General features: G+C 69.6%; 23 protein-coding genes. 9 read left to right on the top strand and 14 right to left on the bottom strand.

From position 1 onward, the window contains the following. Positions 1 to 4: 4 nt before the first annotated feature. The 4 genes from rsmH to Y710_RS05495 all read right to left on the bottom strand — a co-directional run bounded on the left by rsmH (position 5) and on the right by Y710_RS05495 (position 3,251). Positions 5 to 1,033 (bottom strand): 16S rRNA (cytosine(1402)-N(4))-methyltransferase RsmH, encoded by a 1,029-nt coding sequence (gene rsmH / locus Y710_RS05510; RefSeq protein WP_062366709.1) that lies wholly within the window; start codon positions 1,031 to 1,033, stop codon positions 5 to 7. Positions 1,034 to 1,282: 249 nt separating this feature from the next. Continuing rightward, positions 1,283 to 1,720 (bottom strand): division/cell wall cluster transcriptional repressor MraZ, encoded by a 438-nt coding sequence (gene mraZ / locus Y710_RS05505; protein WP_006895321.1) that lies wholly within the window; start codon positions 1,718 to 1,720, stop codon positions 1,283 to 1,285. A gap of 454 nt (positions 1,721 to 2,174) precedes the next feature. Next, the gene (locus tag Y710_RS05500) at positions 2,175 to 2,585 is read right to left on the bottom strand and encodes a DUF3040 domain-containing protein (protein ID WP_006895320.1); all 411 of its coding nucleotides are present in this window, start codon (positions 2,583 to 2,585) and stop codon (positions 2,175 to 2,177) included. A 132-nt stretch (positions 2,586 to 2,717) separates the two neighbouring features. Further along, a complete protein-coding gene (locus Y710_RS05495; protein ID WP_062366707.1) occupies positions 2,718 to 3,251 on the bottom strand; it encodes an SAV_6107 family HEPN domain-containing protein in 534 nt (177 codons plus the stop codon). Positions 3,252 to 3,588: 337 nt separating this feature from the next. On the opposite strand from Y710_RS05495, the gene Y710_RS05490 reads away from it, so the two are divergent. Together Y710_RS05490 and Y710_RS05485 are read left to right on the top strand one after the other, a co-directional pair. After that, the gene (locus Y710_RS05490) at positions 3,589 to 4,257 is read left to right on the top strand and encodes a GNAT family N-acetyltransferase (RefSeq protein ID WP_062366705.1); all 669 of its coding nucleotides are present in this window, start codon (positions 3,589 to 3,591) and stop codon (positions 4,255 to 4,257) included. Between the two features lie 78 nt (positions 4,258 to 4,335). Next, positions 4,336 to 5,154 carry an LppM family (lipo)protein gene (locus tag Y710_RS05485; protein WP_231875683.1) on the top strand — a complete coding sequence of 273 codons (819 nt, stop codon included), beginning with the start codon at positions 4,336 to 4,338 and terminating at the stop codon, positions 5,152 to 5,154. A 42-nt stretch (positions 5,155 to 5,196) separates the two neighbouring features. On the opposite strand, the gene Y710_RS05480 is transcribed toward Y710_RS05485, so the two are convergent. Further along, positions 5,197 to 6,180, bottom strand: coding sequence for a methylenetetrahydrofolate reductase (locus tag Y710_RS05480; protein WP_062366767.1), 984 nt, complete (start codon positions 6,178 to 6,180; stop codon positions 5,197 to 5,199). A 114-nt stretch (positions 6,181 to 6,294) separates the two neighbouring features. Between Y710_RS05480 and Y710_RS05475 the strand changes: the two genes are divergently transcribed. Genes Y710_RS05475 through Y710_RS05460 form a run of 4 tightly spaced genes read left to right on the top strand, consistent with a single transcriptional unit; the run spans position 6,295 to position 11,303 of the window. Continuing rightward, positions 6,295 to 7,389 (top strand): polyprenyl synthetase family protein, encoded by a 1,095-nt coding sequence (locus Y710_RS05475; RefSeq protein WP_062366701.1) that lies wholly within the window; start codon positions 6,295 to 6,297, stop codon positions 7,387 to 7,389. 5 nt (positions 7,390 to 7,394) lie between these two features. Beyond that, complete coding sequence (gene crtI, locus Y710_RS05470; protein WP_006895314.1) at positions 7,395 to 8,921, top strand: phytoene desaturase family protein; 1,527 nt, start codon at positions 7,395 to 7,397, stop codon at positions 8,919 to 8,921. Beyond that, positions 8,918 to 10,399: an alpha-(1->6)-mannopyranosyltransferase A gene (locus Y710_RS05465; RefSeq protein ID WP_006895313.1), complete on the top strand. Its 1,482-nt coding sequence runs from the start codon at positions 8,918 to 8,920 to the stop codon at positions 10,397 to 10,399. The genes crtI and Y710_RS05465 overlap by 4 nt, the downstream gene beginning before the upstream one ends. Next, positions 10,392 to 11,303: a phytoene/squalene synthase family protein gene (locus Y710_RS05460; RefSeq protein WP_006895312.1), complete on the top strand. Its 912-nt coding sequence runs from the start codon at positions 10,392 to 10,394 to the stop codon at positions 11,301 to 11,303. The genes Y710_RS05465 and Y710_RS05460 overlap by 8 nt, the downstream gene beginning before the upstream one ends. Positions 11,304 to 11,315: 12 nt before the next feature. On the opposite strand, the gene Y710_RS05455 is transcribed toward Y710_RS05460, so the two are convergent. Continuing rightward, a complete protein-coding gene (locus Y710_RS05455) occupies positions 11,316 to 11,681 on the bottom strand; it encodes an Rv2175c family DNA-binding protein (protein WP_006895311.1) in 366 nt (121 codons plus the stop codon). Between the two features lie 70 nt (positions 11,682 to 11,751). Here Y710_RS05455 and Y710_RS05450 point away from each other — a divergent pair, with 70 nt between their 5' ends. Continuing rightward, positions 11,752 to 12,981 carry a protein kinase domain-containing protein gene (locus Y710_RS05450; RefSeq protein WP_062366698.1) on the top strand — a complete coding sequence of 410 codons (1,230 nt, stop codon included), beginning with the start codon at positions 11,752 to 11,754 and terminating at the stop codon, positions 12,979 to 12,981. 39 nt (positions 12,982 to 13,020) lie between these two features. Here the strand turns inward: Y710_RS05450 and Y710_RS05445 are convergent, their stop codons facing one another. Both Y710_RS05445 and Y710_RS05440 read right to left on the bottom strand, forming a co-directional pair. Continuing rightward, on the bottom strand, positions 13,021 to 14,415 hold the full coding sequence (locus Y710_RS05445; protein WP_006895309.1) for a class II 3-deoxy-7-phosphoheptulonate synthase: 1,395 nt from the start codon (positions 14,413 to 14,415) through the stop codon (positions 13,021 to 13,023). Positions 14,416 to 14,485: 70 nt separating this feature from the next. Further along, positions 14,486 to 14,986 (bottom strand): polyadenylate-specific 3'-exoribonuclease AS, encoded by a 501-nt coding sequence (locus Y710_RS05440; RefSeq protein WP_006895308.1) that lies wholly within the window; start codon positions 14,984 to 14,986, stop codon positions 14,486 to 14,488. A gap of 40 nt (positions 14,987 to 15,026) precedes the next feature. Here Y710_RS05440 and Y710_RS05435 point away from each other — a divergent pair, with 40 nt between their 5' ends. Beyond that, complete coding sequence (locus tag Y710_RS05435) at positions 15,027 to 16,376, top strand: glycosyltransferase 87 family protein (RefSeq protein WP_062366696.1); 1,350 nt, start codon at positions 15,027 to 15,029, stop codon at positions 16,374 to 16,376. A gap of 38 nt (positions 16,377 to 16,414) precedes the next feature. On the opposite strand, the gene Y710_RS05430 is transcribed toward Y710_RS05435, so the two are convergent. The 6 genes from Y710_RS05430 to Y710_RS05405 all read right to left on the bottom strand — a co-directional run bounded on the left by Y710_RS05430 (position 16,415) and on the right by Y710_RS05405 (position 20,937). Next, positions 16,415 to 17,146, bottom strand: coding sequence for a lysophospholipid acyltransferase family protein (locus Y710_RS05430; RefSeq protein ID WP_062366694.1), 732 nt, complete (start codon positions 17,144 to 17,146; stop codon positions 16,415 to 16,417). A 74-nt stretch (positions 17,147 to 17,220) separates the two neighbouring features. Continuing rightward, on the bottom strand, positions 17,221 to 18,225 hold the full coding sequence (locus tag Y710_RS05425; protein WP_062366692.1) for an ROK family protein: 1,005 nt from the start codon (positions 18,223 to 18,225) through the stop codon (positions 17,221 to 17,223). 1 nt (position 18,226) lies between these two features. Beyond that, positions 18,227 to 18,580: a hypothetical protein gene (locus tag Y710_RS05420; protein WP_062366690.1), complete on the bottom strand. Its 354-nt coding sequence runs from the start codon at positions 18,578 to 18,580 to the stop codon at positions 18,227 to 18,229. 274 nt (positions 18,581 to 18,854) lie between these two features. Further along, on the bottom strand, positions 18,855 to 20,066 hold the full coding sequence (locus tag Y710_RS05415; RefSeq protein ID WP_062366688.1) for an ArsA-related P-loop ATPase: 1,212 nt from the start codon (positions 20,064 to 20,066) through the stop codon (positions 18,855 to 18,857). Between the two features lie 20 nt (positions 20,067 to 20,086). Continuing rightward, positions 20,087 to 20,524 (bottom strand): SRPBCC family protein, encoded by a 438-nt coding sequence (locus tag Y710_RS05410; RefSeq protein WP_062366685.1) that lies wholly within the window; start codon positions 20,522 to 20,524, stop codon positions 20,087 to 20,089. A gap of 2 nt (positions 20,525 to 20,526) precedes the next feature. Continuing rightward, positions 20,527 to 20,937, bottom strand: a complete 411-nt coding sequence (locus Y710_RS05405) for a hypothetical protein (RefSeq protein WP_062366683.1) — start codon at positions 20,935 to 20,937, stop codon at positions 20,527 to 20,529. A gap of 130 nt (positions 20,938 to 21,067) precedes the next feature. Between Y710_RS05405 and Y710_RS05400 the strand changes: the two genes are divergently transcribed. Continuing rightward, positions 21,068 to 22,870, top strand: a complete 1,803-nt coding sequence (locus Y710_RS05400) for an AMP-dependent synthetase/ligase (protein WP_062366681.1) — start codon at positions 21,068 to 21,070, stop codon at positions 22,868 to 22,870. The last annotated feature ends 115 nt before the right edge of the window (positions 22,871 to 22,985 follow it).

Below are 22,985 nucleotides of genomic sequence, written 5' to 3'. Positions count from 1 at the left end.
AGCGTCACTGTGCTCCCCTTCCGTCTGCGGTCCCGCCGCCGCGACCCGCGGGGTGGTTCGGTGCGATACGTTCGATGGCCCGGATCCGGACAGGGGCCGAACGCGGGTTGGCCGCACGTTCGGCCGCGTCTGCCTGTTCGGCTCCGCGAGTGACGAGCGAGAACCGCGGGGCGGTCCCCGGCAGATCGACCGGCAGACCGGCCGGGGTGGTGTTCTCCACCGCACGGACGAAGTCGCGCTTGACGATTCGGTCCTCGAGCGACTGGTAGCTCATCACGGCGACCCGGCCGCCGACCGCGAGTACTTCGAGCGCCGCCGGGATCACCCCGCGCAATGAGTCGAGTTCGTGGTTCACCTCGATCCGGAGCGCTTGAAAGGTCCGCTTGGCCGGATGGCCACCGGTCCGCCGGGTCGCCGCCGGGATGGTGGCGTACAGGAGCTCCACGAGACGTCCGCTGGTGGTGAACGGCTCCTTGGCGCGTTCCCGGATCACTGCCGAGGCGATCTTCCCCGCGAACCGCTCCTCGCCGTACTCGCTGAGCACTCGGGCGAGAGAGCCGTGGTCGTAGGTGTTGAGGACGTCAGCCGCCGTCAGCTCGTCGTCGGGATTCATCCGCATGTCCAGCGGTGCGTCGACGGCGTACGCGAACCCGCGTTCGGCCCGGTCCAGCTGCATCGACGAGACCCCGAGGTCGAGGAGCACCCCGTCGACCTCGTCGCGTCCGGTGGCGGCGACCACCGACTCGATCTCGTCGTAACGATTGTGGTGGAACTCCACGCGGTCTCCGAAGCGTTGCAGACGCTCGGAGGCGATGCCGATCGCCGATGTGTCGCGGTCGATGCCGACGACGTGCAGACCCGCCAGGCGTTCGAGGAAGTACTCTGTGTGGCCGCCGGCGCCCAGCGTGCCGTCCACCAGGACCGCGCCGCCGCCGTCGGGCGACCGACGGGTGAGAGCCGGTTCCAGCAGCGCGAACATGCGATCAGCCATCACCGGAACGTGTCCGTGTTCGCCTTGCCGCGGTGCGTTCACCCCGCTCCCTCCCTGCTGCCGTGAGAACCGTGCCGATAATTTCTGGGCGTCGCCCCCTGCGACGCTCCGGAGACCACCGGCATCGATGCCGTGGAACTGCGGCGGTGTGGGCCTGCGATGAGACGGGGTCCCCGCCCGAGCGCACCTGGCGTTGGGGAAGTACGTCAGGGTCGATCGGGCCGAGGCCTCGACTCACCGCAGCAGTCGTGATCTCCGAATGTTCAATTCACGTGTGTCGACGCGATCCCGTTACAGGATCGAGTCGAGGGCGGACGATCCCGCGTTGGAGAACGCCTCCTCGTGCTGGGCCTGGTAGTCGCGCCAGCTCTGCGCGTCCCAGATCTCCAGGTGGTCGTACGAGCCGATGACGACGCACTCCTTGGTGAGCCCCGCGTAGTCGCGGTGCTCGGCCGAGAGGTTGACGCGGCCCTGCCCGTCGAGCCGCTGCTCGTCGGCGCCGGCGAAGAAGTACCGCAGAAAAGCGCGGGCCTCCGGGTCGTTGCGCGACGCGGTGACCGCCTTCTCGGCGATCGCGTCGAACTCCTCTGCCCGGTACACCGACAGGCTGCGGTCCTGGCTGCGTGTGACCATGACTCCTCCTGCCAGCGCGTCGCGGAACTTCGCGGGCAACGTCAGTCGCCCCTTGTCATCGAGCTTGGGCGTGTAGGTGCCGACGAAACGAGCCACGTCGACACCTCCTCACCCTCCCGGGTTCGGCGGTTCCGGTTCCCCCTCGCCCAGTGATGCCCACACTACCCCACTTCCCACCACATTCCACCCCGCAGGCCCCACCGTTTCCCCACCATCAACTATATGAGCAGGTCAGAGTGCCTGAGCTTCACTGGATTCTCAGCAATCATCGACGTGTCGCAGCTCACTAGTGTCGTTACGAAAGGGGTCAAAAGGTAACGAAGTGACTGGTGAGACCAACCAAGAGCGGTAGGTGGGGCATTGTGGGGAGAGGGGGTGGGGCACTGTGGGGAGACGGGGTGGGACGCTGTGGGGACACCTCGGAGACAGACGTTCCCGAGATACGAAAAACGGGGCCGCATCTTCCTTTCGGAAGTTGCGACCCCGCCAGGGAGATCGTTGTCGACGCAGGGCACGTCAGGCCGTCAGCCGCCGGTGCCGACGGCCGGTTCTACAGATCGCGGTCGTCCCGCTCGAAGCGACGGTTGAAGCGATCCTCCATCCGTCGGCTCAACGAGCCGTGACCGCTCGCGGCCTTTCCGGACTTCTTCGACGAGGAGGCGCCGTCGGGACCCGAGATCCGCCCGCGGCCAGCCATCAGGCCGAAGACCGCGGCCCCGAACATCAGCAGGAATCCGACGAAGCTGAGGATCTTCAGTCCGCCGACCTCGACGTCGACCATCATTCCGCCGACCAGCAATGCGAGTCCAGCGAGGAACCCGAGAGCGACCACGATCCGACGACGTGCGTTCGGCAAGCGCACCTTGTGGCGGGTGACGCTCGACGCGAACTTCGGGTCTTCGGCGTAGAGAGCGCTCTCTATCTCATCGAGCATGCGCTGCTCGTGCTCTGAAAGCGGCACCGCTCCTCCCTTACTGGATCGTGGCGAGGATTTCGTCTTCTCGCCTCTCTATGTCAATAGTACGAGCCCGAGCGCCCTTCGACCACCATTGGCCGACGATGCGTTCACAATCACGCCGATCATCCCGCGCACTCAAGCGACGGTTCCGCGCGCCGCCGGACGCTTCGAGGTGAGCTTCCCCTGCTCGTACGCCAGCAGCGTCGCGTCGGCCACGTCCAGGAACTCGACCGCACGGCGCTCCACGCGCGCGCAGAACGTGGAATCGACGGTGCGCACCAGCCCCGCCTCGACGTGCGAGCGCATGGTCGAGAGTTCGCCGAAATAGTCGGCGAGTTCCCGGCACTGGGGAGCACGCTCCTTGATCCGACTCCACGCGTCCGCCGCACCGCGGCGTCGGCGGACGCGGCCCGAGGGCTCATAGATCTCCAGCACCGCGCCGGCGGCTCGGATCGCCGCGAGATAGAACAGCCGGAATCGCTCGGCCCCGTCGTCGTCCACCGACGCCGCCTGCTCGAACAGGTCCTCTGCCCGATCCAGGAGATCGCGGCTGCGGTGCACCACGTGCGGGTCGACTCCGTGATCGGCTTGTGCACCGGACACCGACGGGGCGGGTGCGAGATGCAACCCGGCGAACTGCCGCCCGGACCGTTCTGCTGACCGCTCCATCCCAACTCCTCCGTGTCGGCGCCCGGCTCTGTCGGGCTCGTGACGAAACCATGACAGAGGGGTACGACAAAGAGGGCGTTGCGACGACGGGCCCGACGGCCGGCCGTCGCACGGCGCCGGCACTCCCGCGAAGACTTCGACAGCGGACCCCGTCACCGATGATCGGTGGCCCGGCGATGTCTTCCCCATCGCCGGGCCACTGGACCGCCCAACCGATACGAACATCAGTTCGACAGGCGTCAACCGTAGCCGGTGTGAACGCCGATGGGCAAGTGCCGCTACGCTCCCAGAGTCTGGCAGCCGCAGACGAATCGAGCCGACGACGAAGGGAACGGGCATGTCACTGGACGCCTCCCCGATCCGCGTCGCGCGCCTCCCGGCCGATCTGGCACACCTGTGGCTCGATCCCGCGGTGCACACCTACATCACCGCCATGCACTACCCCCGCGGAAGCGAAGCCCACCGGTTGCCGCTGTGGCGCGATCACATCGCGCGCCCCGGGTGGTCGGCTTTCGGCGCGTTCGCGACGCTGTCCGCGCTCGACTCGCTCCGGCCCACGTACTCCCGGCTGCGCGTGCGCGCACCGCTGGCGCTCTCGGATCGCGAGATCCTCGTCGGGGTGGCGTACGGCTACCGCGGTGCACCGGACCAGTGGTGGAACCGCCAGCTGTATTCGGGACTGCTACAGGCCGGAACCCGGCCCGCCGACGCGCGCGAGTTCATGCGCGACTACTTCGAACTCACCGAACTGCATGTGCATCCGGCCGGTCAGGGCCGCGGCGTCGGCCAACGGCTCCTGACATCGCTGCTCTCGGGCAGACCGGAGAGCAAGGTCCTCCTCTCGACGCCCGAAGTCCAGGGTGAGGCCAATCGCGCCTGGGGCCTCTACCGCCGCCTCGGCTTCGAGGATGTCCTGCGGCACTTCACCTTCGCCGGAGACGCCCGGCCGTTCGCCTTCCTCGGACGCCCGCTCCCTCTTCCGGACGCCGGTCCCCCGCCGCGATGACCGGCCGCCCGCGGTCCGTCCGACGCACCGATGACGACACTGCGCAGGTTGGCGCATCTCTTCTGGCACGATGAGTCGGTGACCTCGTTCCGCCGCACCGCGCTCGCCCTAGCCGGACTGTTGGCACTGATCCCCGTGCTCACCGGTTGTCTCACCAAGTCGACCACGGTCGGAGACCAGTTCTCCGGCACGGTCATCATCGCCACGTCACCGGATCAGCATCCGCAGAAGCCGTCCTTCGACATCCCGGCCTCGCTCAGCGGCCAGGTCTGGACCACCGACTTCCCGGAGAAGTCGGATGAGAGCAGTGCCGTACCCGCCCCGTCGACGCAGAGTTCGCGCCCCGGCGGACAGGCCGCGCCGTCGCCCGACGGCAAGGTCGGGTCCGAGCTCACCTTCGACAGACTCTCGGCGGGTCAGTTCAGCCAGCTCGGCGACATCATCGCCGCCGCCCTCCCCGACCCGTCTGCGACGGTCCATCTCAAATCGTCCCGCAGCGGCGACATCGTCCGTTTCCGCGGCTCGGCGTCGCTGACGGACGCCGATCCCGGCAGCGTGTACTTCTCCCTGTCGATCACGTTCGGCGGTGAGGTGGTCGCGACCAACGGTCATCAGGCGGGCGACGACACGGTGGTCTGGACGCCCAGCCCGGGACAGAACGTCGACCTGCAGGCCGATTCGGAGTACGCGGATCCGGCGACCGCCGCCGTGCCCAGCTGGACCTGGTTCATGTTCCTGCTGTGCGCGATCATCGTCGCGATGGTCGTCTACGCGGCCTACCAGAATCGGGACCGCTCACCCCGTCCGGGACGCCCGAAGCGCAAGCCCGAGGCGCCGCAGTCCGACGAGGAGTCCCCGAAGCCCGAGCGCGAGACATCCGGGCGCGGCGCCGACTGACGCCGTCCGCGTGCGGTCGCCCTCTCCGGCGGACCGCACGTCTCAGACGCCGGCCAGCGCCCCGCGCGTGTCGATGCCGATGCGCTCGAGCACCTCGCTGGTCGCCTTCGCGAAGTTGAGGCTGCAGAAGTGCAGGCACGGCACCCCTTCGGAGATGAGCCGCAACGAGGCCTCCGTGCACAGGTCGATGCCGACCGCACGCACGTCGGCCCGATTCTCCTCCGGTCCGTCGCCCGCCGCCTTCGCGAGCCGTTCCTCGACCGCCGGGGGGATCTTGCTGCCGGACAGTTCGGTCATCCTGCGCGCCGAGGCCAGCGAGGTGATCGGCATCATCCCCGGGATCAGCGGTTTGGCGCCCTGCTCGGGATCGGCGGCGACGATACGGTCGCGCAGGCGGAGGAAGTCGTCGACGTCGAAGAACATCTGCGTCACCGAGTACTCCGCGCCCGCCCGCAGTTTCCGCACCAGATTTCCGGTGTCGGCGGCGAGGTTGGGCGCGCGGTGGTGGCCTTCGGGGAACGACGCGACGCCCACGTGGAAGTCGCCGAGTTCTCCGATCAGGCGCACCAGTTCTTCGGCGTACGCCACGCCTTCCGGGTGCTTGACCCACTCACCGAGCGGATCACCGGGCGGATCACCGCGCAGGGCGAGCAGGTTGACGATGCCCTTGTCGGCGTACGCGCCCACCAGGCCGCGGAGTTCGTCGACGCTGTGGTTGACCGCGGTCAGATGCGCGACGGTCAGCAGCGTGGTCTCGGTCGCGAGTTCGCCCGCGATGCGCACGGTCCGGTCGCGTGTCGATCCGCCCGCACCGTAGGTCATCGACACGAAGGCCGGGTTCATTCGTTCGAAGATCCGGACCGCACGCCACAGTCGCGCCTCCTCGGCGGCGTCGCGCGGTGGGAAGAACTCGACGGAGAACGGCACCGGCCCGGAGTGCGGGTCGGCCAGACGCTCCACGACCGACTGCCCCGGGCGGGCGCGGACGTCGGAGTCGGTACTGATCGGATCGGTCACCCCAGTCATCATACGGACACCCGGCGAGCGGCCCGCGGCCGCCGATGCCGCGGCTGTGCCCGCGATCACCGCCGCTGCGGCGCGTGGCCGGGCTGTCGACGAGGACCGGTAACCTTGCCAGTCGTGGTCAACATTGCGCACGTGCCCGCCGCGGTCGACGAGATCCTGACGGCGTTCTTCGACTCCGGCCGGCCTGCGCTCGACGACATCTACCCCGCGGTCGCGGAGGCCGGCGACGTGCTCGCCGACTTCGTGCTGTCGGGCGGCAAACGGGTGCGGCCGCTGTTCGTCTACGCCGGCTGGCGATGCGGCCCCGAAGCGGCCGCCGACACCGGCCCCGGGGAGTCGACGGCATTGCGGGTCGGCGCCGCGATCGAGTTGATCCAGGCCTGCGCCCTCATCCACGACGACATCCTCGACCGCTCCGACACGCGGCGCGGCCGCCCGACCGTCCACCGCCGGTTCGAGGCCCTGCACGGCGACCGGGGGTTCGCCGGCGACCCCGCGCACTACGGCGTCTCGGCGGCCATCCTGCTGGGCGATCTGGCACTGGCCTGGGCCGACGACCTCGTGCACGGCATCACTCCCGCCGACGGCGGTCCCGCCGATCCGCATCCGCTGCCGCGGCCGGTGGCCGTTCTGTGGTCTCAGATGCGGACCGAGGTGCTCGGCGGTCAGCTCCTCGACATCACCAACGAGTCGTCCGGCGACGAGTCAGTGACCGCCGCGTACCGGGTGATGGAGTACAAGACGGCCGCGTACACGGTGGCCCGGCCGCTCCAGCTCGGTGCGGCGCTGTCCGGGGCCGAGGACGAGTTGTCACGCTCACTGCGTCGCATCGGGCTCGATCTCGGCGTCGCCTTCCAACTGCGCGACGACGTCCTCGGTGTATTCGGAGACCCCGCGGAGACCGGGAAGCCGTCCGGTGACGACCTCGTCGAAGGCAAGCGCACCGCACTCCTGGCCGAGGGTCTGCAGCGCGCGTCGGCGGCCGGCCGAGATCTGCTGCGCGACAGCCTCGGCCGTTCGCTGTCGGAGGCGGAGCTGACCGCGGCGCGCGACGTCCTGACCGAATCCGGCGCACTCACCGAGATCGAGAGACAGATCGACGAACGCCTCGACGCGGCCCTGGCCGGCATCGACGGACTGGATGCCGGAGAGTCCGCGCGCGCCGATCTGACCTGGATGGCCCGCCGAATCACCCATCGACGGCGGTGACGGCCATGACCGCTGATTCGCACGTCGTCGTCATCGGAGCGGGGCTGTCGGGATTGACCGCCGCGGCCCACCTGCGCGCCCGCGGACACGAGGTGACAGTCTTGGAGGCCACCGACTCCCCCGGCGGCCTGGTGCGCACCGAGACCATCTCGGGTCACCGATTCGACACGGGTGCAACGGTTCTCACCATGCCCGAGTTGATCGTCGACGCACTCACCGCCGTCGGCGTCGACCGCGAGCAGGCCCTGGAGCGGCTGGCCCTGCGCCCGGTGGACCCGAGTTACGTCATGAACTACGCCGACGGCTCGTCGCTGGCGATACCGCGCGAGCCCGCGGCCATCCCCGCCGCCGTCGAGCAGGTGTTCGGGACCGAGGCCGCCGACGGTACTCGCGACCTGCTGACCTGGCTGCGCCGCGTCTACGATGCCGAGTTCGACGTCTTCATCGACCGCAACTACGACGGCCTGGCCGACCTGACCGGACCGCGCACGCGCGCCGCCGCCGCGAACCTGGTCCGGCTCGGCGCGCTCGGCGGCCTCACCGCCGCCGTGGGTCGATTCGTCTCCGACCCCAGGGTTCAGCGGGCGTTCACCTTCCAGGCGCTCTACGCCGGCGTTCCACCCCACCGCGCGCGGGCGATCTACGCCATCATCGCGGATATGGACATCGGCCGCGGCCTCTGTGCTCCCGCGGGCGGCATGGGCCGCATCGGCCGGGTCCTCGAGCGCGCACTGGCCGACGCCGGCGTGCGGATCGAGTACGGAGCACGCGTCGACCGGATTCTGCGCCGGACCGACGGCTCCGCCTCGGGTGTGCTCGTCGGCGACCAGCGGCTCGCCGCCGACGCGGTGGTCGCGACACTCGAACGCGACGCGGTCGCCGAACTGTTGCACGACGAGCGCCGCCTGCGGACTCTGCGCTACTCGCCGAGCGCCGTGGTGGTGCACGGCGTGCTGCCGGCCGGGACCACCGCGGGCTGGCGGTCCGGCCATCACACTCTCGACTTCGGCGCCGCGTGGACCGACACCTTCGCCGACCTCACCGCTCGCCCGGGCCGACTGATGGGCGACGGATCGTTCCTGATCACCCGGTCTGCGGCCACCGATCCGGAGACATTCGTGGCCGACGGATCCGAGTCGGTGTCGGTTCTCGCGCCGACACCGAATCTGGTCTCGGCCGATCTGCCGTGGGATGTGCTCGCCGAGCCGTACACCGCCGAGTTCCTCGGCGTCCTGGAGTCCCGCGGCTACCCGGGTCTGTCCTCGATGACCGTGCTCCGGATCGACCACCCGCTGACCTGGCTGCGATCGGGTCTGCCCGCGGGGACGCCGTTCTCCGCGGCTCACACCGTCGCGCAGACCGGCCCGCTGCGCACGCCCAACCGCTGGCGGGGTGTGCCGAACCTGGCTCTGGGCGGCAGCGCGACCGTGCCCGGAGTCGGCATCCCGCCCGTGCTCGTGTCCGGCGGGCTCGCCGCGGCGCGGATCGACGACTACCTGCGTGGCCGGAACGGACACGGGGGGCGGTCGTGAATCTCCTGAAGCGCTATCCCGACGCCTGTCTCGGGTTCCTCGGTGTGCTGCTGGTGGTCGCGGGAAGCTACGGTCTCTCCGACGTTCCTCGCAACGACGCGACGCTCGCCGATCTCGGCCTGGCGCCGATGACGTACGGCCACGGGAAGACGCTGTCCGGCTTCGCGTTCTGGACGGGGATCGCGCTGATGGTCATCGCCTGGGTGCGAATCGGCCGGAGCCCCGAGCGGATGAGCCTGCGCGCCACGATGGCCACCGTCGGCGCCTGGACCGCGCCGCTGATGTTCGCGGTACCCACCTTCAGCCGCGACGTGTACGCCTACCTCGGTCAGGCGTCGGTGCTGATGCACGGATTCGATCCCTACACCGACGGACCCGCACACCGTCCCGGACCGATCGTCGATTCGATGGCGCAGATCTGGGCTCCCACGACCTCGCCCTACAGTCCCGGGTTCATGCTCCTGCTGCGCGGCATCGTCGGGATCACCGGCGACAACGTCTTCGCCGGCGTGTTCGCCATCCGCGTCGCCCTGCTGCCCGGACTGCTCCTGACGATGTGGGCGGTGCCCCGGATCGCCGCGCACTTCGGTGCGAGCCGGCGACTCGGGCTCTGGCTGGTCCTGGTGAACCCGATGCTGCTGATCCATCTGGTCGGGGGCCCACACCTCGAACTGCTGATGATGGGCTTCCTGGCCGCAGGCGTGGCCCTGGCGCTGGAGGGCAGGCACGTCGCGGGTCTCGCGGTCCTGGGCCTGGCGATCTCGGTGAAGGTCACCGCGGGAATCGCGATTCCGTTCGTCATGTGGATCTGGCTCGACCACCTGCGCAAGCGGCGCGCGGCCGATCCCGCGGCACCGACTCCGCTCATCGCCTGGCGCGACCGTGTCGCGATCTTCGTCGCGACGGGCGCGATCCCCGCCGCGGTGTTCGGTGCCTTCACGGTGATCCTCGGCCTCGGCCTCGGATGGATGAACGGCCTGTCGTACGCCTCTCGGATCATCAACCCGTTCACCGTCCCGATCTTCGTCGGGCACATCGTCACCTACGCCGCGGCTCCCTTCGCGACGCTCAACCTCCAGGCGGTCCTGGTGGTGACGCGGGCCATCGGCAGCGTCGCACTCGCGCTGATCCTCGTGTACCTCTGGTGGCGGTCGCGTCGCGACGAGCGGTCCGCGATGGCCGGCATGGCATGGGCGATGCTCGCTCTGCTACTGCTCGAACCGTCGACCCTGCCCTGGTACTACACGTGGGTCGCCTGCCTGGCCGTCGCATTCACCCTCCCGATGTGGGTGCGGCAGGTGGTCGTCGGAGTCAGCACCTTCTATCTCATCGTCTTCCAGCCGGACGACTCGATCCTGTTCTACAAGCCGCTCGAAACTTTGATGGCGCTGGCCTTCGCCGTTCTCGCGGCCGTCTCGCTGCGCCGCCGCGACCCGCTCAGACTGCGGGGGCTCGGGTCCCTGCTGATCCATGGCTGACGCCGACCGCGGGTACCGCCTCGCCGAGTCGCTCACGCGCGCGGCCGGCCGCACCTACTTCCTGGCCTCGCGTCTGCTGCCGGTGGACGGCCGGCGCGCGGTGTTCGCGTTGTACGGCTATGCACGCACCGTCGACGACGTCGTCGACGGTGCCGGTGGGTCGCAGCCGCGATCGGCGCGGCTCGACGCCCTCGAGAACGGCCTGGCCGCCGCACTCGCGGGGGCGCCGGTGCCGGCTGGTCTGAGCCGGGACGAGGCCGACATGCTCGCTGCGCTCGCCGAGTCGGTCGACCGGTTCGCGATCCCTGCCGAAACCTTCGAGGCGTTCGGCCGATCGATGCGAATGGACCTGCCCGGCGACCCCCTGTTCCGGAACCGCTACGCGACGCTCGACGCCCTGGCCGAGTACACCTACGGCTCGGCCGCGGTGATCGGCCTGCAACTGCTGCCGATCCTGGGCGCGGCTCCCGATCCGGACACCGCCCGGGGTGCAGCCCTGCTGGGCGAAGCGTTCCAGCTCACGAACTTCCTCCGTGACGTCGGCGAAGATCTGAACCGGAATCGGATCTACCTGCCCCTCGACCACCTCGGCGCCTTCGGGGTCGACGAGCAGGAGCTGCGTCACGACGCCACCGCGGGCACGGCCGGCCCCCGGATGCGGCGGGCGACGGCGCATCTGATCGCCGTCAATCGCGACCAGTACCGGCGGACGCTGCCCGCCATCGCCTCACTGCCCCGACGGTCGCGCCCCGCGATCTGCGCGGCCGCGCGGTCGTACAGCGCGATTCTCACCGCCATCGAAGACCGCGGTCACGACGTGTTCGCCGCGCGGGCCGTCGTACCGGTCCACCGCAGGCTCGGCCATGCCGTCACCGCCGTGGCCGGCCGCCCGGCTCTCGGCTGACCGGCTGCGCCGTCAGAAGGCCTGAGCCTGTGCGCGCCGGATCACCTCGCGCGCCGAATGAGTGTGCAGCGCATCGGCCGGGCGCAGCCCCAGGTCGTCCTGCTCGGTGAACAGCCAGCGCATCGCCTCGTCGCGCGTGTAACCGCCGTCGAGCAGGATCCGGACCAGCCCCTCGAAGTGCTTCGCGAGGCCGTCGGACCCGAAGAAGGCCTCCGGAATCACGGGTACCCCTCCGCGCGAGGCCGCGAGCAGGTTGTGGTCGCGGATGAGTGTGCGGAGCCGGTTGGACGAGACCCCCAGCCGCTTGGCGGCCTGGTCCAGGTCGAGAACTGGAACGTCGTCGGGAAGGATGTCGATCGAAAGCGGAAGAGAACCCACGGGGCAAAGCCTACCGGTGTCCTGCGCGGCACATACGAGGTCGTCGGCGCGGCGGGTAGATTCGAACACCGTGACCACCCCTGGCGACCCGCTCATCGGCCGAGTGCTGGAGCGCAGATACCGGATCGACGCGCCGATCGCTCGCGGCGGGATGTCCTCGGTGTATGTGGGAACCGACCTGCGTCTGGGTCGGCGCGTCGCAGTGAAGGTGATGGATGCGCGTTACGTGGGCGACCCCCAGTTCCTGCGCCGGTTCGAGTTCGAGGCCCGCGCCGTCGCCGGTCTGAGCCACCCCGGCCTCGTCGCGGTCTACGACCAGAGCATCGACGGTGAGGTCGCGTTCCTCGTCATGGAGCTCGTGCGCGGGGGCAGCGTCCGCGAACTGCTCCGCGAACGCGGGCCGATGCCGCCGCACGCGGTGGCGTCCGTCGCGATCCCGATGCTCGGCGGCCTGGGCACCGCGCACCGCGCGGGGCTGGTGCACCGGGACGTGAAGCCCGAGAACGTCCTCGTCTCCGACAACGGCGACATCAAAGTGGCCGACTTCGGTCTGGTCCGCGCGGTCGCCGAAGCCGGCGTCACGTCGGCGAGCGTGATTCTGGGGACCGCCGCGTACCTGTCCCCCGAGCAGGTCAACTCCACCGACGTCGACGCGCGCAGCGACGTGTACTCGGCCGGAGTGATGCTGTTCGAACTACTGACCGGACGGCAGCCCTTCAGCGGCAGCACTCCGCTCGCGCTGGCCTATCAGCGGCTCACCTACGACGTCCCCGCCCCCGGCGACCTGATCGAAGGCGTCCCGCCGCAGATCGACGAGATCGTCCTGCGAGCCACCGAGCGTGACCGCACCGATCGCTTCCGCGACGGATTCGCCATGCAGCACGCGTTGCTCGACGCCGCCGATGAACTCGACCTGCCCGCCTTCACCGTCCCGGCTCCGAGCCGGGCCTCGGCGCGGGTCACCTCCGCCATCGCCCGCCCGGTGCGGGCCGTGTCGGCGCAGGCGCCCGATCCGCGACCGGTCACCGCATACGATCCCGAGCCGCTCCCCCCGTCTGATCGTTGGGACGACGACGCCTGGGACGGACCCGACGAGCGACGCTGGGCGGACGACGAGCCGGAGTGGGCCGACCGGGCCGACTGGGAGCCGGACTCCGACGAGGTCGACGTGATCGACGAAGCCGATCCCGCGGCCACCTCGCGCGGACGCGCACTGGCGGCCGTGTGGTTGACGATCATCACGATCGTCGCCGTCGTGCTCGCAGCTGCGGGGTGGGCCGTGGGCGCCTCGCTCGCCTGAACCGGGCGCCGTCGGTCTCCTCAGCCGCGCAGGCTCCCCTCAGCCGCGCAGCATCTCCGCCACGAGGAAAGCCAGTTCCAGCGACTGCTGGGTGTTGAGGCGCGGATCGCACGCCGTCTCGTAACGGCCTTCGAGATCGAGGTCGGAGATGTCCTGTGCGCCACCGAGGCACTCGGTCACATCCTCACCGGTCAGCTCGATGTGAATGCCCCCGGGGTGACTGCCCAGCGCACGATGCACCTCGAAGAAGCCCTGCACCTCGTCGACCACGCGGTCGAAGTGGCGGGTCTTGAAACCGGTGGACGCGGTGTGGGTGTTGCCGTGCATCGGATCGCACTGCCAGATCACCTTGTGTCCGGTCGCCTCGACGGCCTGCACGATCGCGGGCAGGACCTCGCGGACCTTGCCGTTACCCATCCGCGACACCAGCGTCAGCCGGCCGGGACGGTTGTCGGGGTCGAGTGCCTCCACGTATTCGACCGCCAGCTCGGGCGTCGTGGTGGGGCCGATCTTGACGCCTATCGGATTGCTGATCAGCTTGGCCAGCGCGATGTGAGCGCCGTCGAGCTGCCGGGTGCGTTCGCCGATCCACAGGAAGTGCGCCGACAGGTCGTACAGAGTCTGCTCGTCGCCGCCGCGCGGGTTGTCGGCGAGCCGCAGCATGGCGCGCTCGTAGTCCATCACCAGAGCTTCGTGCGAGGCGAAGATCGACGCCGACTCGAGGCTCGAGTCGGTGACGCCGCAGGCGTCCATGAATCGCAGCCCGCGATCGATCTCCGCGGCGAGCGCCTCGTACCGCGCACCGGCCGGCGATGTGCGGACGAACTCGCGGTTCCAGTTGTGAACGTGCGCCAGGCGGGCCTCCGACCCGGTCAGCGACCGCACCAGGTTCATCGCCGCGGCGGCGTTCGCGTACGCGCGCACCAGACGCGAGGGATCGTGCACGCGCGCGGCCTCGTCGGCCTCCAGCGCGTTGACCATGTCGCCTCGGTACGAGAGCAGCCCGAGCGCATCGGTGTCGGACGAACGCGGCTTCGCGTACTGCCCCGCGATGCGGGCGACCTTCACCACCGGCATGCTCGCGCCGTAGGTGAGCACCACGGCCATCTGAAGCAGGGTGCGGATGTTGCCCTTGATGTGCGGCTCGGTGTTGGCCGCGAAGGTCTCGGCGCAGTCTCCGCCCTGGAGCATGAACGCGCGACCGTGGGCCACCTCGGCGAGTTGGTCGGCGAGCACCTCCACCTCGGACGGCATGCAGATCGGCGGGACGCTCTCGAGGACGGTGCGCATCTTGTGCGCCTCCTCTTCGGGCCAGCTCGGCTGCTGCAGAGCCGGGCGCGCCAGCATGTCGTCGAATTGCTCGGCGAGACGTCCCGGCAGGGGCGGCAGTTCGGGAAGCTCGTCGATGGGCACGTCTACGGTCCAGTTCACCACCGCTCCAGCCTATCGTGACGAACCGGACGTCGCGTCGGTCACCTCCGACAGTGCCGTCGGTTCTCGGCCGTCAGTTCACGCCGGCGCCGCCGCCGACGGCCGCTTCGATGGCGCGCCACTTGACGAGGTTGTGCCGCGCGTCGGCGAGCGCATCGTGTGCGTTGCGCGGAGCCGGAGGCAGTTCCGGACGGCCCGCGGCCTCCCAGTGCTGTCGGAGTTCCCGGGTGAAGCGCGGCATCTCCCGCGGCAGCTCGGTCATCGACCCCCACAGCTGACACACCACCACGTGGTCGTACGCGCCGACCCACGCCCACAGTTCGACGCCGTCGCCAGGGGCGGTGAGGAACTCGTAGAGGCTCTCGCGGATCGCTCGGCGACTCCGCCACGCCTTGTCGGCCGGGGACGGCAGCTTGTCGAGGACGTTGGTGCGTACCCAGTCACCCGCCCGCGCCGGATCGAATTCGGTCGAGACGGCGTAGAACTCGCGGCCGTCCTCGCCGACCACCCCGATCGACACCAGCTCGATGGTGGTTCCGTCTTCGATGAACTCGGTGTCGTAGAAGTAGCGCACGACTTCTGATTATCCATGCCGGACAGGAATACTGGCTTTCATGCCCACTGCAAGCGGTCAGACGCAGCCCCGCGACGAGGGCGGAGCGCTCCGGGGTCAACGGCTCGCCGAGCGGCTCACCCGGCGGTCGCCCGGACCAGCCGCGAGGGCGGCGATCGTCGCCGCATTCGCACTCTCGGCCGCCCTGCAGATCCTGGGCGTGCCCTTCACATCCAGTTTCGGCACCCGAACCCGGTTCGACATGGACGTGTACCGCATCGGCGGCCAGATCTGGCATCAGGGCCTGAGTCTGTACGCCGACGGTTCGATGCCCTTCACCGCCGACGGCATCTGGCTGCCGTTCACGTACCCGCCGTTCGCGGCGCTGCTGTTCACCCCGTTGGGTGCGATCCCGCTCGCCGTCGCGAGCATCGGGATCTCACTGGTCACCGCCGCGCTGCTGGTCTACGTCACCAAGCTCTCGCTCGCCGTGCTCGACATCGGCTCGCCCGGCAACCGGTGGTGGCTCGCGATCGCTGCATCGGTCGCGACCATCTGGTTCAACCCGTTCTGGATGACCCTCGGATTCGGTCAGATCAACGTGGTGCTGATGGCGATGATCATGATCGACGTCTTCGTCCTGCACCGCGCCGGGGGCCGCCGCGCACAGGGTGTCCTGATCGGCATCGCGTCGGCGGTCAAACTCACCCCGCTGGTCTTCCTCGGCGTGTTCCTGGTGGCCCGCCGGTTCCGCGCCGTCGCCACCGGACTGGCCGCGTTCGTCGGCGCGGCGGCGATCGGCTGGATCTGGATGCCGGCCGACTCCCGCACGTATTGGACCGACACGCTGTTCCACACCGCCCGGATCGGCCAACCCGAGGGGCGGATCAACCAGAATCTGAACGCCGCGTGGCTCCGCGTGTTCGGTGACGCGGGCAGTGCCGCGGAGGTCGCCTGGATCCTGACCAGCGTCGCGGCCACGGTCCTCGCGCTGGCGGCGGTGCTGGCGGCACGACCCGCCGAGGCGTTCGCGCGCGGACCGATGACCGGCCGCGTCGACGCCCTCGCGATCACGTGCGCCGTGGCCGTGTGGGGACTGCTCGTCTCGCCGACCACCTGGGCCCACCACTGGGTCTGGTGCGTCCCGGCGCTGCTCCTGTGCCTGACGATCGGCTGGCGCGTCGATGAGCGCCGCTACCGTGCCACGTACTTCGGCCTCGCCGGAACCGGGGTCGTGATCTTCGCGGTGGGGCCTTTCCAGCTCCTGCCGCCCATCGAGCACGGCTGGGCTGCATGGCAGCACCTGGTCGGCAACGCCTTCACGCTCTGGGGCGTGGCGCTCCTGGTGGCACTGTGGCGGCTGCCGTACCGTGCCCCCGAGACGACGACGGTGTCCGCCACGGCCGCTTGACGGCCGGCGCGGACACCGTCATGGGGTCCGGAATCGGATCAGGCCGCGTCGCCCGGTTTCGCGGCCGGCGCCGTCGGTGCCGCCGTCTTGGCGCCGCCGTCGGCGTTCTTGAGGCTGGCGGCGTACACGTCGACGTACTGCTGGCCGCCGAGACGCATCAGCGCGTACATGATCTCGTCGGTGACCGCGCGCTCGATGAAGCGGTTGCCTGCCATGCCCTCGTACCGCGAGAAGTCGAGCGGTTCGCCCACTCGGACGACGATGCGGGTCGGCCGCGGCAGCACCGTGCCGGGCGGGTTGATCCGATCGGTCCCGACCATCGCGATCGGGATCACCGGTGTGCCCGTCTCCAGAGCGATCCGTGCGAGCCCGGTCTTTCCCTTGTACAGCCGGCCGTCCGGCGACCGGGTGCCCTCCGGGTACAGGCACAGCAGCCGTCCGTCCTCGAGCACCTTCTTGCCCGCCAGAAGCGCGTCCGCGGCCGCGCTGGCGCCGGACCGGTCGATCGGGATCTGTCCCGAAGTGCTGAAGAACCACTTCTTGAAGCGCCCCTTGAGGCCCTTCTCCGTGAAGTACTCACTCTTGGCGAGGAAGAAGATCCTCCGCGGCACCATGAGCGGCAGGTAGAAGCTGTCGACCACCGCCATGTGGTTGGACGCGATCAACGCGGCACCGTCCTTGGGGATGTTCTCCAGCCCCTCGATCCGCGGACGTCCCATCAAGCGGAGCGCCGGACCCATGAAGATGTATTTGAAAAGGTAGTACCACATGGACGTTGCTGCCCCTCCTGCTCGATTCCCGACCTGCACCGGCGCACCGGCGCCCGAACGCATCGGAAGAAACTCTACTGACTGCCCGCCACCTGCATCGCCAGTCCCTGCCGTGCCACCTCGGCCGCACCGATCGTTCCCGCCGCCTCGCCGAGCTGGGTACCGCGGATCCGGGCCAGCCGGCGGTGCCCGCTACCGGTGACCGCCGCCGCATAGTGCTCGCGCGCGTCGTCGAGGAACAGACTCGACGCGGCACCGACGCCGCCGGCGAGGACGATGAGATCCGGATCGAAGACGTCGGCGATCATGCCGAGACCGTAGCCGAGCCAGCGCGCCATGTCCTCGTACGCGGCCAGTGCCGCGGGGTCGCCGTCCGCCGCGGCCGCCGCCACTCGCCTGCCCGTGAGCGAGCCCGGGTCCGCCTCCGACTCGGCGGCCAGCACGCTGCGCGGATAGTCGTGCGAGGCGAGCAGTTCCAGCACGGTGTCGACCAGTGCCGTCCCGCTGCAGTAGCGCTCCCAGCAACCGCGTTTGCCGCAACTGCACGAGCGGCCGTCCGGAACCACGGTGAGGTGCCCGAACTCCGGCGCCACGCCGAAGCTGCCGCGATAGAGCCGCCCGTCCATGATCATCCCCGCGCCGATCCCGGTGCCGATGGACAGGACGAGCGTGTTGTGTCCACCTGCCGCCGCACCGAAGTGCAGCTCGGCGAGTGCGGCCGAATTGGCGTCGTGCTCGGCGAATACCGGCAACCCCAGCCTGCGCGTCATCGTCTCCGGTACCGGAGCCTCGCGCCAGGCCAGATGCGGGGAGAAGCGCACCGTCCGGCGATCGGGTGTCAGGAAACCCGCGATCGCCAGTCCCACCGCTGCCACCGCCCACCGGTCCCGCAGTTCGGTGACGAGCCGGTGCAGGCAGTGCTCGAGTGACTCGGCGGTCGGCGGGGTGGCCGTGCGAAGCGTGTCGAGTTGGCGACCGCGCGCGTCCACCACCGAAGCTCTCACGCTGGTGCCGCCGATGTCGATGCCGATGGTCAGTTCCGAACCGGGCGACGCCCCGTCGCCTGCGCGCGCGGTCACGTCACCTGCCCATCGGCGTGACGTTGACCGAGATCGTCTCGAACCGCGACGACGTGCCTGCGCGCTCGGACCGATCCGAGCGCAGCATGTCGGCGACGGCCTCGAGCACCGCGATCAGTGCGGCGAGGATGCGGGCGAGCAGGTCGCCGAGTTCCCGGACCATCGTGCCGACGTCTCCGAGCAGCTCCGGAATGCCCGATCCCGCAACCCCGGAACCCGGGACTCGCGACCCGGATGTGCCGGCGATCAGACCGGCGAGCTGGTCGATCTGATTCGCGAAACCGAGCAGCAACGCCTGCACGGAGTCGCCGGCGTCGGCGGCTCCGGAACCGGTGGCGTCGTGGTCGTCGGTCATCGTGGGTGGAGTCCTCGGTGGTCGGGCCGACATCGGTGGTCGGGCAAACGGGGGTCGGGCAGCAAGCGGGGGTCGGGCAGCAAGCGGGGGTCGGACGGCACGTGGGTGCGCATCGCGGACACCTGACGCTACCGGGCGCGGCGGCCGATCCCCAGCGCCGGGCACCGGAGTGGTGACAGACCGCACATCCCACCCGGTCGATGCCCTCGCTCACAACGACGAGTGTACGTTCACCGGCTTCTCGTCGTGCCCGTCGCCGGGATCGTTCGTCCGGTCATCCGTCCCCGTCCGGAGTGGTTCGGGTGCGCCGCTGCGGCCAGACGGCCGGGTCCGGGCGGAAGCGCAGAACCAGCCGTCCCGCATGCCAGTCGGCCCCCGTCACCAGGCACCGCCGCAGCACCGAGGGCAGCCGGACCGGGAAACGGAAACCCGACACCGTCACCAGCAGATCGTCGCCCGACCTGCCCAGCGCCAGCCGGTCGGGGTCGGGTAGCCCTTGGTCCCACGCCAGTTCGAAGACGCTGTCCAGGCCCTCCCCGGAGACGTGCGCGACGGTCAGCGCGCCCGACCCGCGCGGCCGCCCGCCCGGTGTCGGCAGATCGACCACCACCCGGCGGATCCGGGACAGCCGGTCGACCGCCTCCGGCGCGGCGGCCACGGCCGTCACCTGCACCGTGTCGTCGCCGCCGAGCACCGCCCGCGCGGTATCGATCGCGCAGACCTGTGCCGCGCCGCCCGCGCCCTCATTGACCAGCACCGATCGCAACGGCAGCGCCATCAGGTCGCTGATCGCGATCTGGTCTGCGAGCGCACGCGCTCCGCGGTCCCCCGCGTCGACCACCACGTGGACCGCCACCCCGTGCGGATCGGTGAACAGATCCGCCAGATCCTGGCAGTCGCGGTCGATGCCCTCCACCGCCGCGGACAACTGCGCCACCGCGGGCTTCTCCGCCGCCTCGGCGAGCCGCGCGTGCCGCGGCCACAGCCGTTCGAGTGCCGCGGACAGCACCGTCGGCGACCGCAACAGGGCGAACGGATCACCGCAGCCGGACAGGTCTACGACGATGCGTCGCCACCGTCCAGCGGTCGCGGCTTCGCGAATCCGCCTGAGCAGCAGGAACTCCTGTACGCCGGGCAGCGCCGACAGCTCGCCCGGCGCCATCGACGCCACCGAACCGACTATCGGCAGGAGCGCCTTGCCCGAGCTCACCGCCGTGAGCGCGCCGGTGAACTCGCTCCACGCCTGCTCCAGCACGGACAACGGGTCGAGTTGCAGAAGGTCGACGTCGGCGGTCACCGCGACGGGTTCCCCGGGGAGCCGAAGAACGCCGAGACGTTCCGGCAGATACGACCGCGAGTCGAGAGAGACGAGCAGTGTGCCCCGCTCGGCGCCCAGCCGCACGCCCGCGGGCGGGTGCGTGGTGTGCCGCAGTGCCGCGGCCGCGGCGACGACGGAGACGCCCGAGCCACCCGGCCCGAGCACCAGATCGATGGGCGCTAGATCGATCAGCCTTCGACCCTCTTCTTCAGGTCGCCGAGCGCGGCCTCGGTGATCGCCTTCTCCGCGCGTCGCTTCAACTGGCTGATCATCGGGATGTGAAGGTCCACCATGAGAGCGTAGGTCACCTTGGTCGAACCCGGAACCTGCTGCGCCAGACGGTAACTGCCCTCCTGAGCGCGCTGCAGCTCACTCGAGACGAGCGTCCAGCAGACACCGTCGCCGTCCTCGTCCCACGTGTATCGGAGTTCGTAGGTGTCGGCGAGGACTCCCGCGTCGAGGACGAATCGCACCCGAACGCCCCGTCCGTCCTCGTCCCGTTCCAGAACGGTCACCTCGCGGGCCGCGGTGACCCACTGCGGATAGTTGTCGAAGTCGGCGATCACTGCCATCACGTCCGCCACGTCGGCGTTGATGACGATCGACTGCTCGGTGTGGTCGGCCATCGCTACGCCCCCGCGACGGCAGACGCCGCGGGCGCCCCGGCCTCGCGGTCACCCTCGAGCAGCGCCTTGACATGGAAGGACATCTCCTTGCCCGCGATGCGCCTGCGGCGGTTCAGCTCCGCGACCGCGTCCATCCGCTCGCGCGCCCCGTCCGGCAGTGGGCGCGACGGCTCGGCGTGCAGGTAGTAGTGCAGGATGAAACCGTCCATGCACGGCTCGCACCAGATCTCCATGGTGCCCTCGACCGGTCCGGCCACCGTCCACCGCACGCCCTGGTCTCCGCGGTCCTCGACCACGGTCAGCCGTAGGTCCGGCCACCACTGCCGCCAGCGCGCCCGATCGCCCACCACCGCACCGGCGAGCGACGGCGCCGCAGCGACGAAGACCTCGTCGGCAACCTGAATGCTCGTCACCGTCCTAGCTTCACACACCCGGCCCCGTGGGTGAAACCCGACTCGTGCGTAACCGGCACTCCGAGTGGGTCTAAGATCACTCAGAGATTCAGGTCGTTCTGAGAAATTTCCGTTCCGGAAGGTGTATTTCATGGCCGAGTGCCGCGTGCCCGCGAAGTTTCAGATCCCCGAGGAGCGGAACGCGTCCGACGTGCTCTTCGACATCGTCGAGAAGCAGAGCGGCAAGACCGTGTTCCGTCGTCAGTCCGGCTCGCAGTGGCTCCCGGTCACCGCGGCCGAGGCCGGAGCGCAGGTCACGGCGATCGCCAAAGGATTGATCGCCTCGGGCATCGAACCGGGCGACCGCGTCGCGTTGGTCTCGGCCACGCGCCTGGAATGGACTCTCCTGGACTTCGCCATCTGGTCGGCCGGCGCGATCACCGTCCCGGTCTACGACTCCTCCTCCGGTCCCCAGATCGATTGGATCATGCGCGATTCCGGCGCTACGGCGATCATCGCCGAGACCGCCGGGCACCGCGCCGTCATCGACACGGTGGAATCGGTGGACGACTCGGTCCAGGTGTTCCAGATCGACGTCGCCGACGGCCCGGGAGTCGTCGAACTCCTCACCGAGCGCGGCAAGGATGTGGCAGACGAGGAGGTCCACGCGCGTCGTCGGACGCTCAAGGCCTCCAGTCCGGCCACCCTCATCTACACCTCGGGGACCACGGGCCGCCCCAAGGGCTGCATGCTGACCCACTCCAACCTGCTCGGCGAGATCGCCGGCGTGATGGAGACCCCGCTGAATGCTCTGCTCGGCGACGGCAAGCGCCTGCTGCTGTTCCTGCCGATGGCACACGTACTCGCCCGCGCGATCAACCTGGTCGCGCTCGAGGCGGGCATGGAGGTCGGGTACACCAGCGACATCCCCAATCTGCTGCCGACTTTCTCCGTCTTCAAGCCGTCGCTGATCCTGTCGGTCCCCCGCGTCTTCGAGAAGGTGTTCAACTCGGCACGCCAGAGTGCGCACGACGGCGGGAAGGGCAAGATCTTCGATCTCGCGGCCGACGTCGCCGTGCAGTATTCGACGGCCGCCCAGAACGGTGACGTGGGCCTGCTGCTGCGCGCGAAGCACGCGGTGTTCGACAAGCTGGTGTACGCCAAGCTGCGCGCCGCGCTCGGCGGGGTCTGCGAACTCGCGATCTCCGGCGGCGCACCCCTCGGTTCGCGCCTCGGACACTTCTTCAGCGGCGTCGGCATCCCCGTCTACGAGGGCTACGGCCTCACCGAGACCACCGCCGCGATCACGGTGAACACCCCCGGCCAGGTGAAGGTCGGCACCGTCGGCCGGCCCATCCCGGGCAACGCCGTCCGGATCGCCGACGACGGCGAGATCCTGCTCTCCGGCGAGGTGGTCTTCACCGGCTATTGGCGCAACGACGAGGCCACCGCTACCGCGATCACCGACGGCTGGTTCCACACCGGCGACATCGGAGCGCTCGACCAGGACGGCTACCTGAGCATCACCGGCCGCAAGAAGGAGATCATCGTCACCGCCGGCGGCAAGAACGTCTCGCCCGCGCCTATGGAGGACATCATCCGCGCGAGCGCACTGGTGTCGCAGGCCGTGGTGGTCGGCGATCAGAAACCGTTCATCGGCGCACTCATCACGATCGATCTCGAGGCCTTCCCGGCGTGGAAGGAGCGCCACGGCAAGTCCGCCGACCTCAGCGTCGCCGATCTGGCGCAGGACCCCGACCTGCTGGCCGAGGTCCAGGAGGCCGTCGACGCCGCCAACGAGACCGTCTCCCACGCCGAGACCATCAAGAAGTTCCGCATCCTCCCGACCGACTTCAGCGAGGACTCGGGCGAACTGACCCCCACGCTGAAGGTGAAGCGCAACGTGGTGGCCGACAAGTGGGCCGAGGAGATCGCGGCGATCTACCGCAAGTAGCCGCCGGTGCGTGCCTGCGGGCACCGAGACGCGGTATGACGATCCCCGCGAACCCCTTCCGACGGGGTTCGCGGGGATCGTCAGTTCAAGCGCGTGGGGCGGCGTGGTCGGCCGG

The organism is Gordonia sp. QH-12, from assembly GCF_001578675.1.
In the GTDB taxonomy this organism is placed as follows: Bacteria; Actinomycetota; Actinomycetes; order Mycobacteriales; family Mycobacteriaceae; genus Gordonia; species Gordonia sihwensis.
The sequence above is the reverse complement of the archived record's forward strand: the minus strand, read 5'-3'. Positions and strand labels throughout refer to the sequence as shown.

Excerpts from the sequence above, each read along its gene's own strand:
- Y710_RS05420 (WP_062366690.1), bottom strand. The coding sequence starts at position 18,580 with ATGACCGACGACCACGACGCCACCGGTTCCGGAGCCGCCGACGCCGGC.
- Y710_RS05480 (WP_062366767.1), bottom strand. The coding sequence starts at position 6,180 with ATGACTGGGGTGACCGATCCGATCAGTACCGACTCCGACGTCCGCGCC.
- Y710_RS05460 (WP_006895312.1), top strand. The coding sequence starts at position 10,392 with ATGGCTGACGCCGACCGCGGGTACCGCCTCGCCGAGTCGCTCACGCGC.
- Y710_RS05410 (WP_062366685.1), bottom strand. The coding sequence starts at position 20,524 with ATGGCCGACCACACCGAGCAGTCGATCGTCATCAACGCCGACGTGGCG.
- Y710_RS05490 (WP_062366705.1), top strand. The coding sequence starts at position 3,589 with ATGTCACTGGACGCCTCCCCGATCCGCGTCGCGCGCCTCCCGGCCGAT.
- Y710_RS05495 (WP_062366707.1), bottom strand. The coding sequence starts at position 3,251 with ATGGAGCGGTCAGCAGAACGGTCCGGGCGGCAGTTCGCCGGGTTGCAT.
- Y710_RS05430 (WP_062366694.1), bottom strand. The coding sequence starts at position 17,146 with ATGTGGTACTACCTTTTCAAATACATCTTCATGGGTCCGGCGCTCCGC.
- Y710_RS05435 (WP_062366696.1), top strand. The coding sequence starts at position 15,027 with ATGCCCACTGCAAGCGGTCAGACGCAGCCCCGCGACGAGGGCGGAGCG.
- crtI (WP_006895314.1), top strand. The coding sequence starts at position 7,395 with ATGACCGCTGATTCGCACGTCGTCGTCATCGGAGCGGGGCTGTCGGGA.
- Y710_RS05400 (WP_062366681.1), top strand. The coding sequence starts at position 21,068 with ATGGCCGAGTGCCGCGTGCCCGCGAAGTTTCAGATCCCCGAGGAGCGG.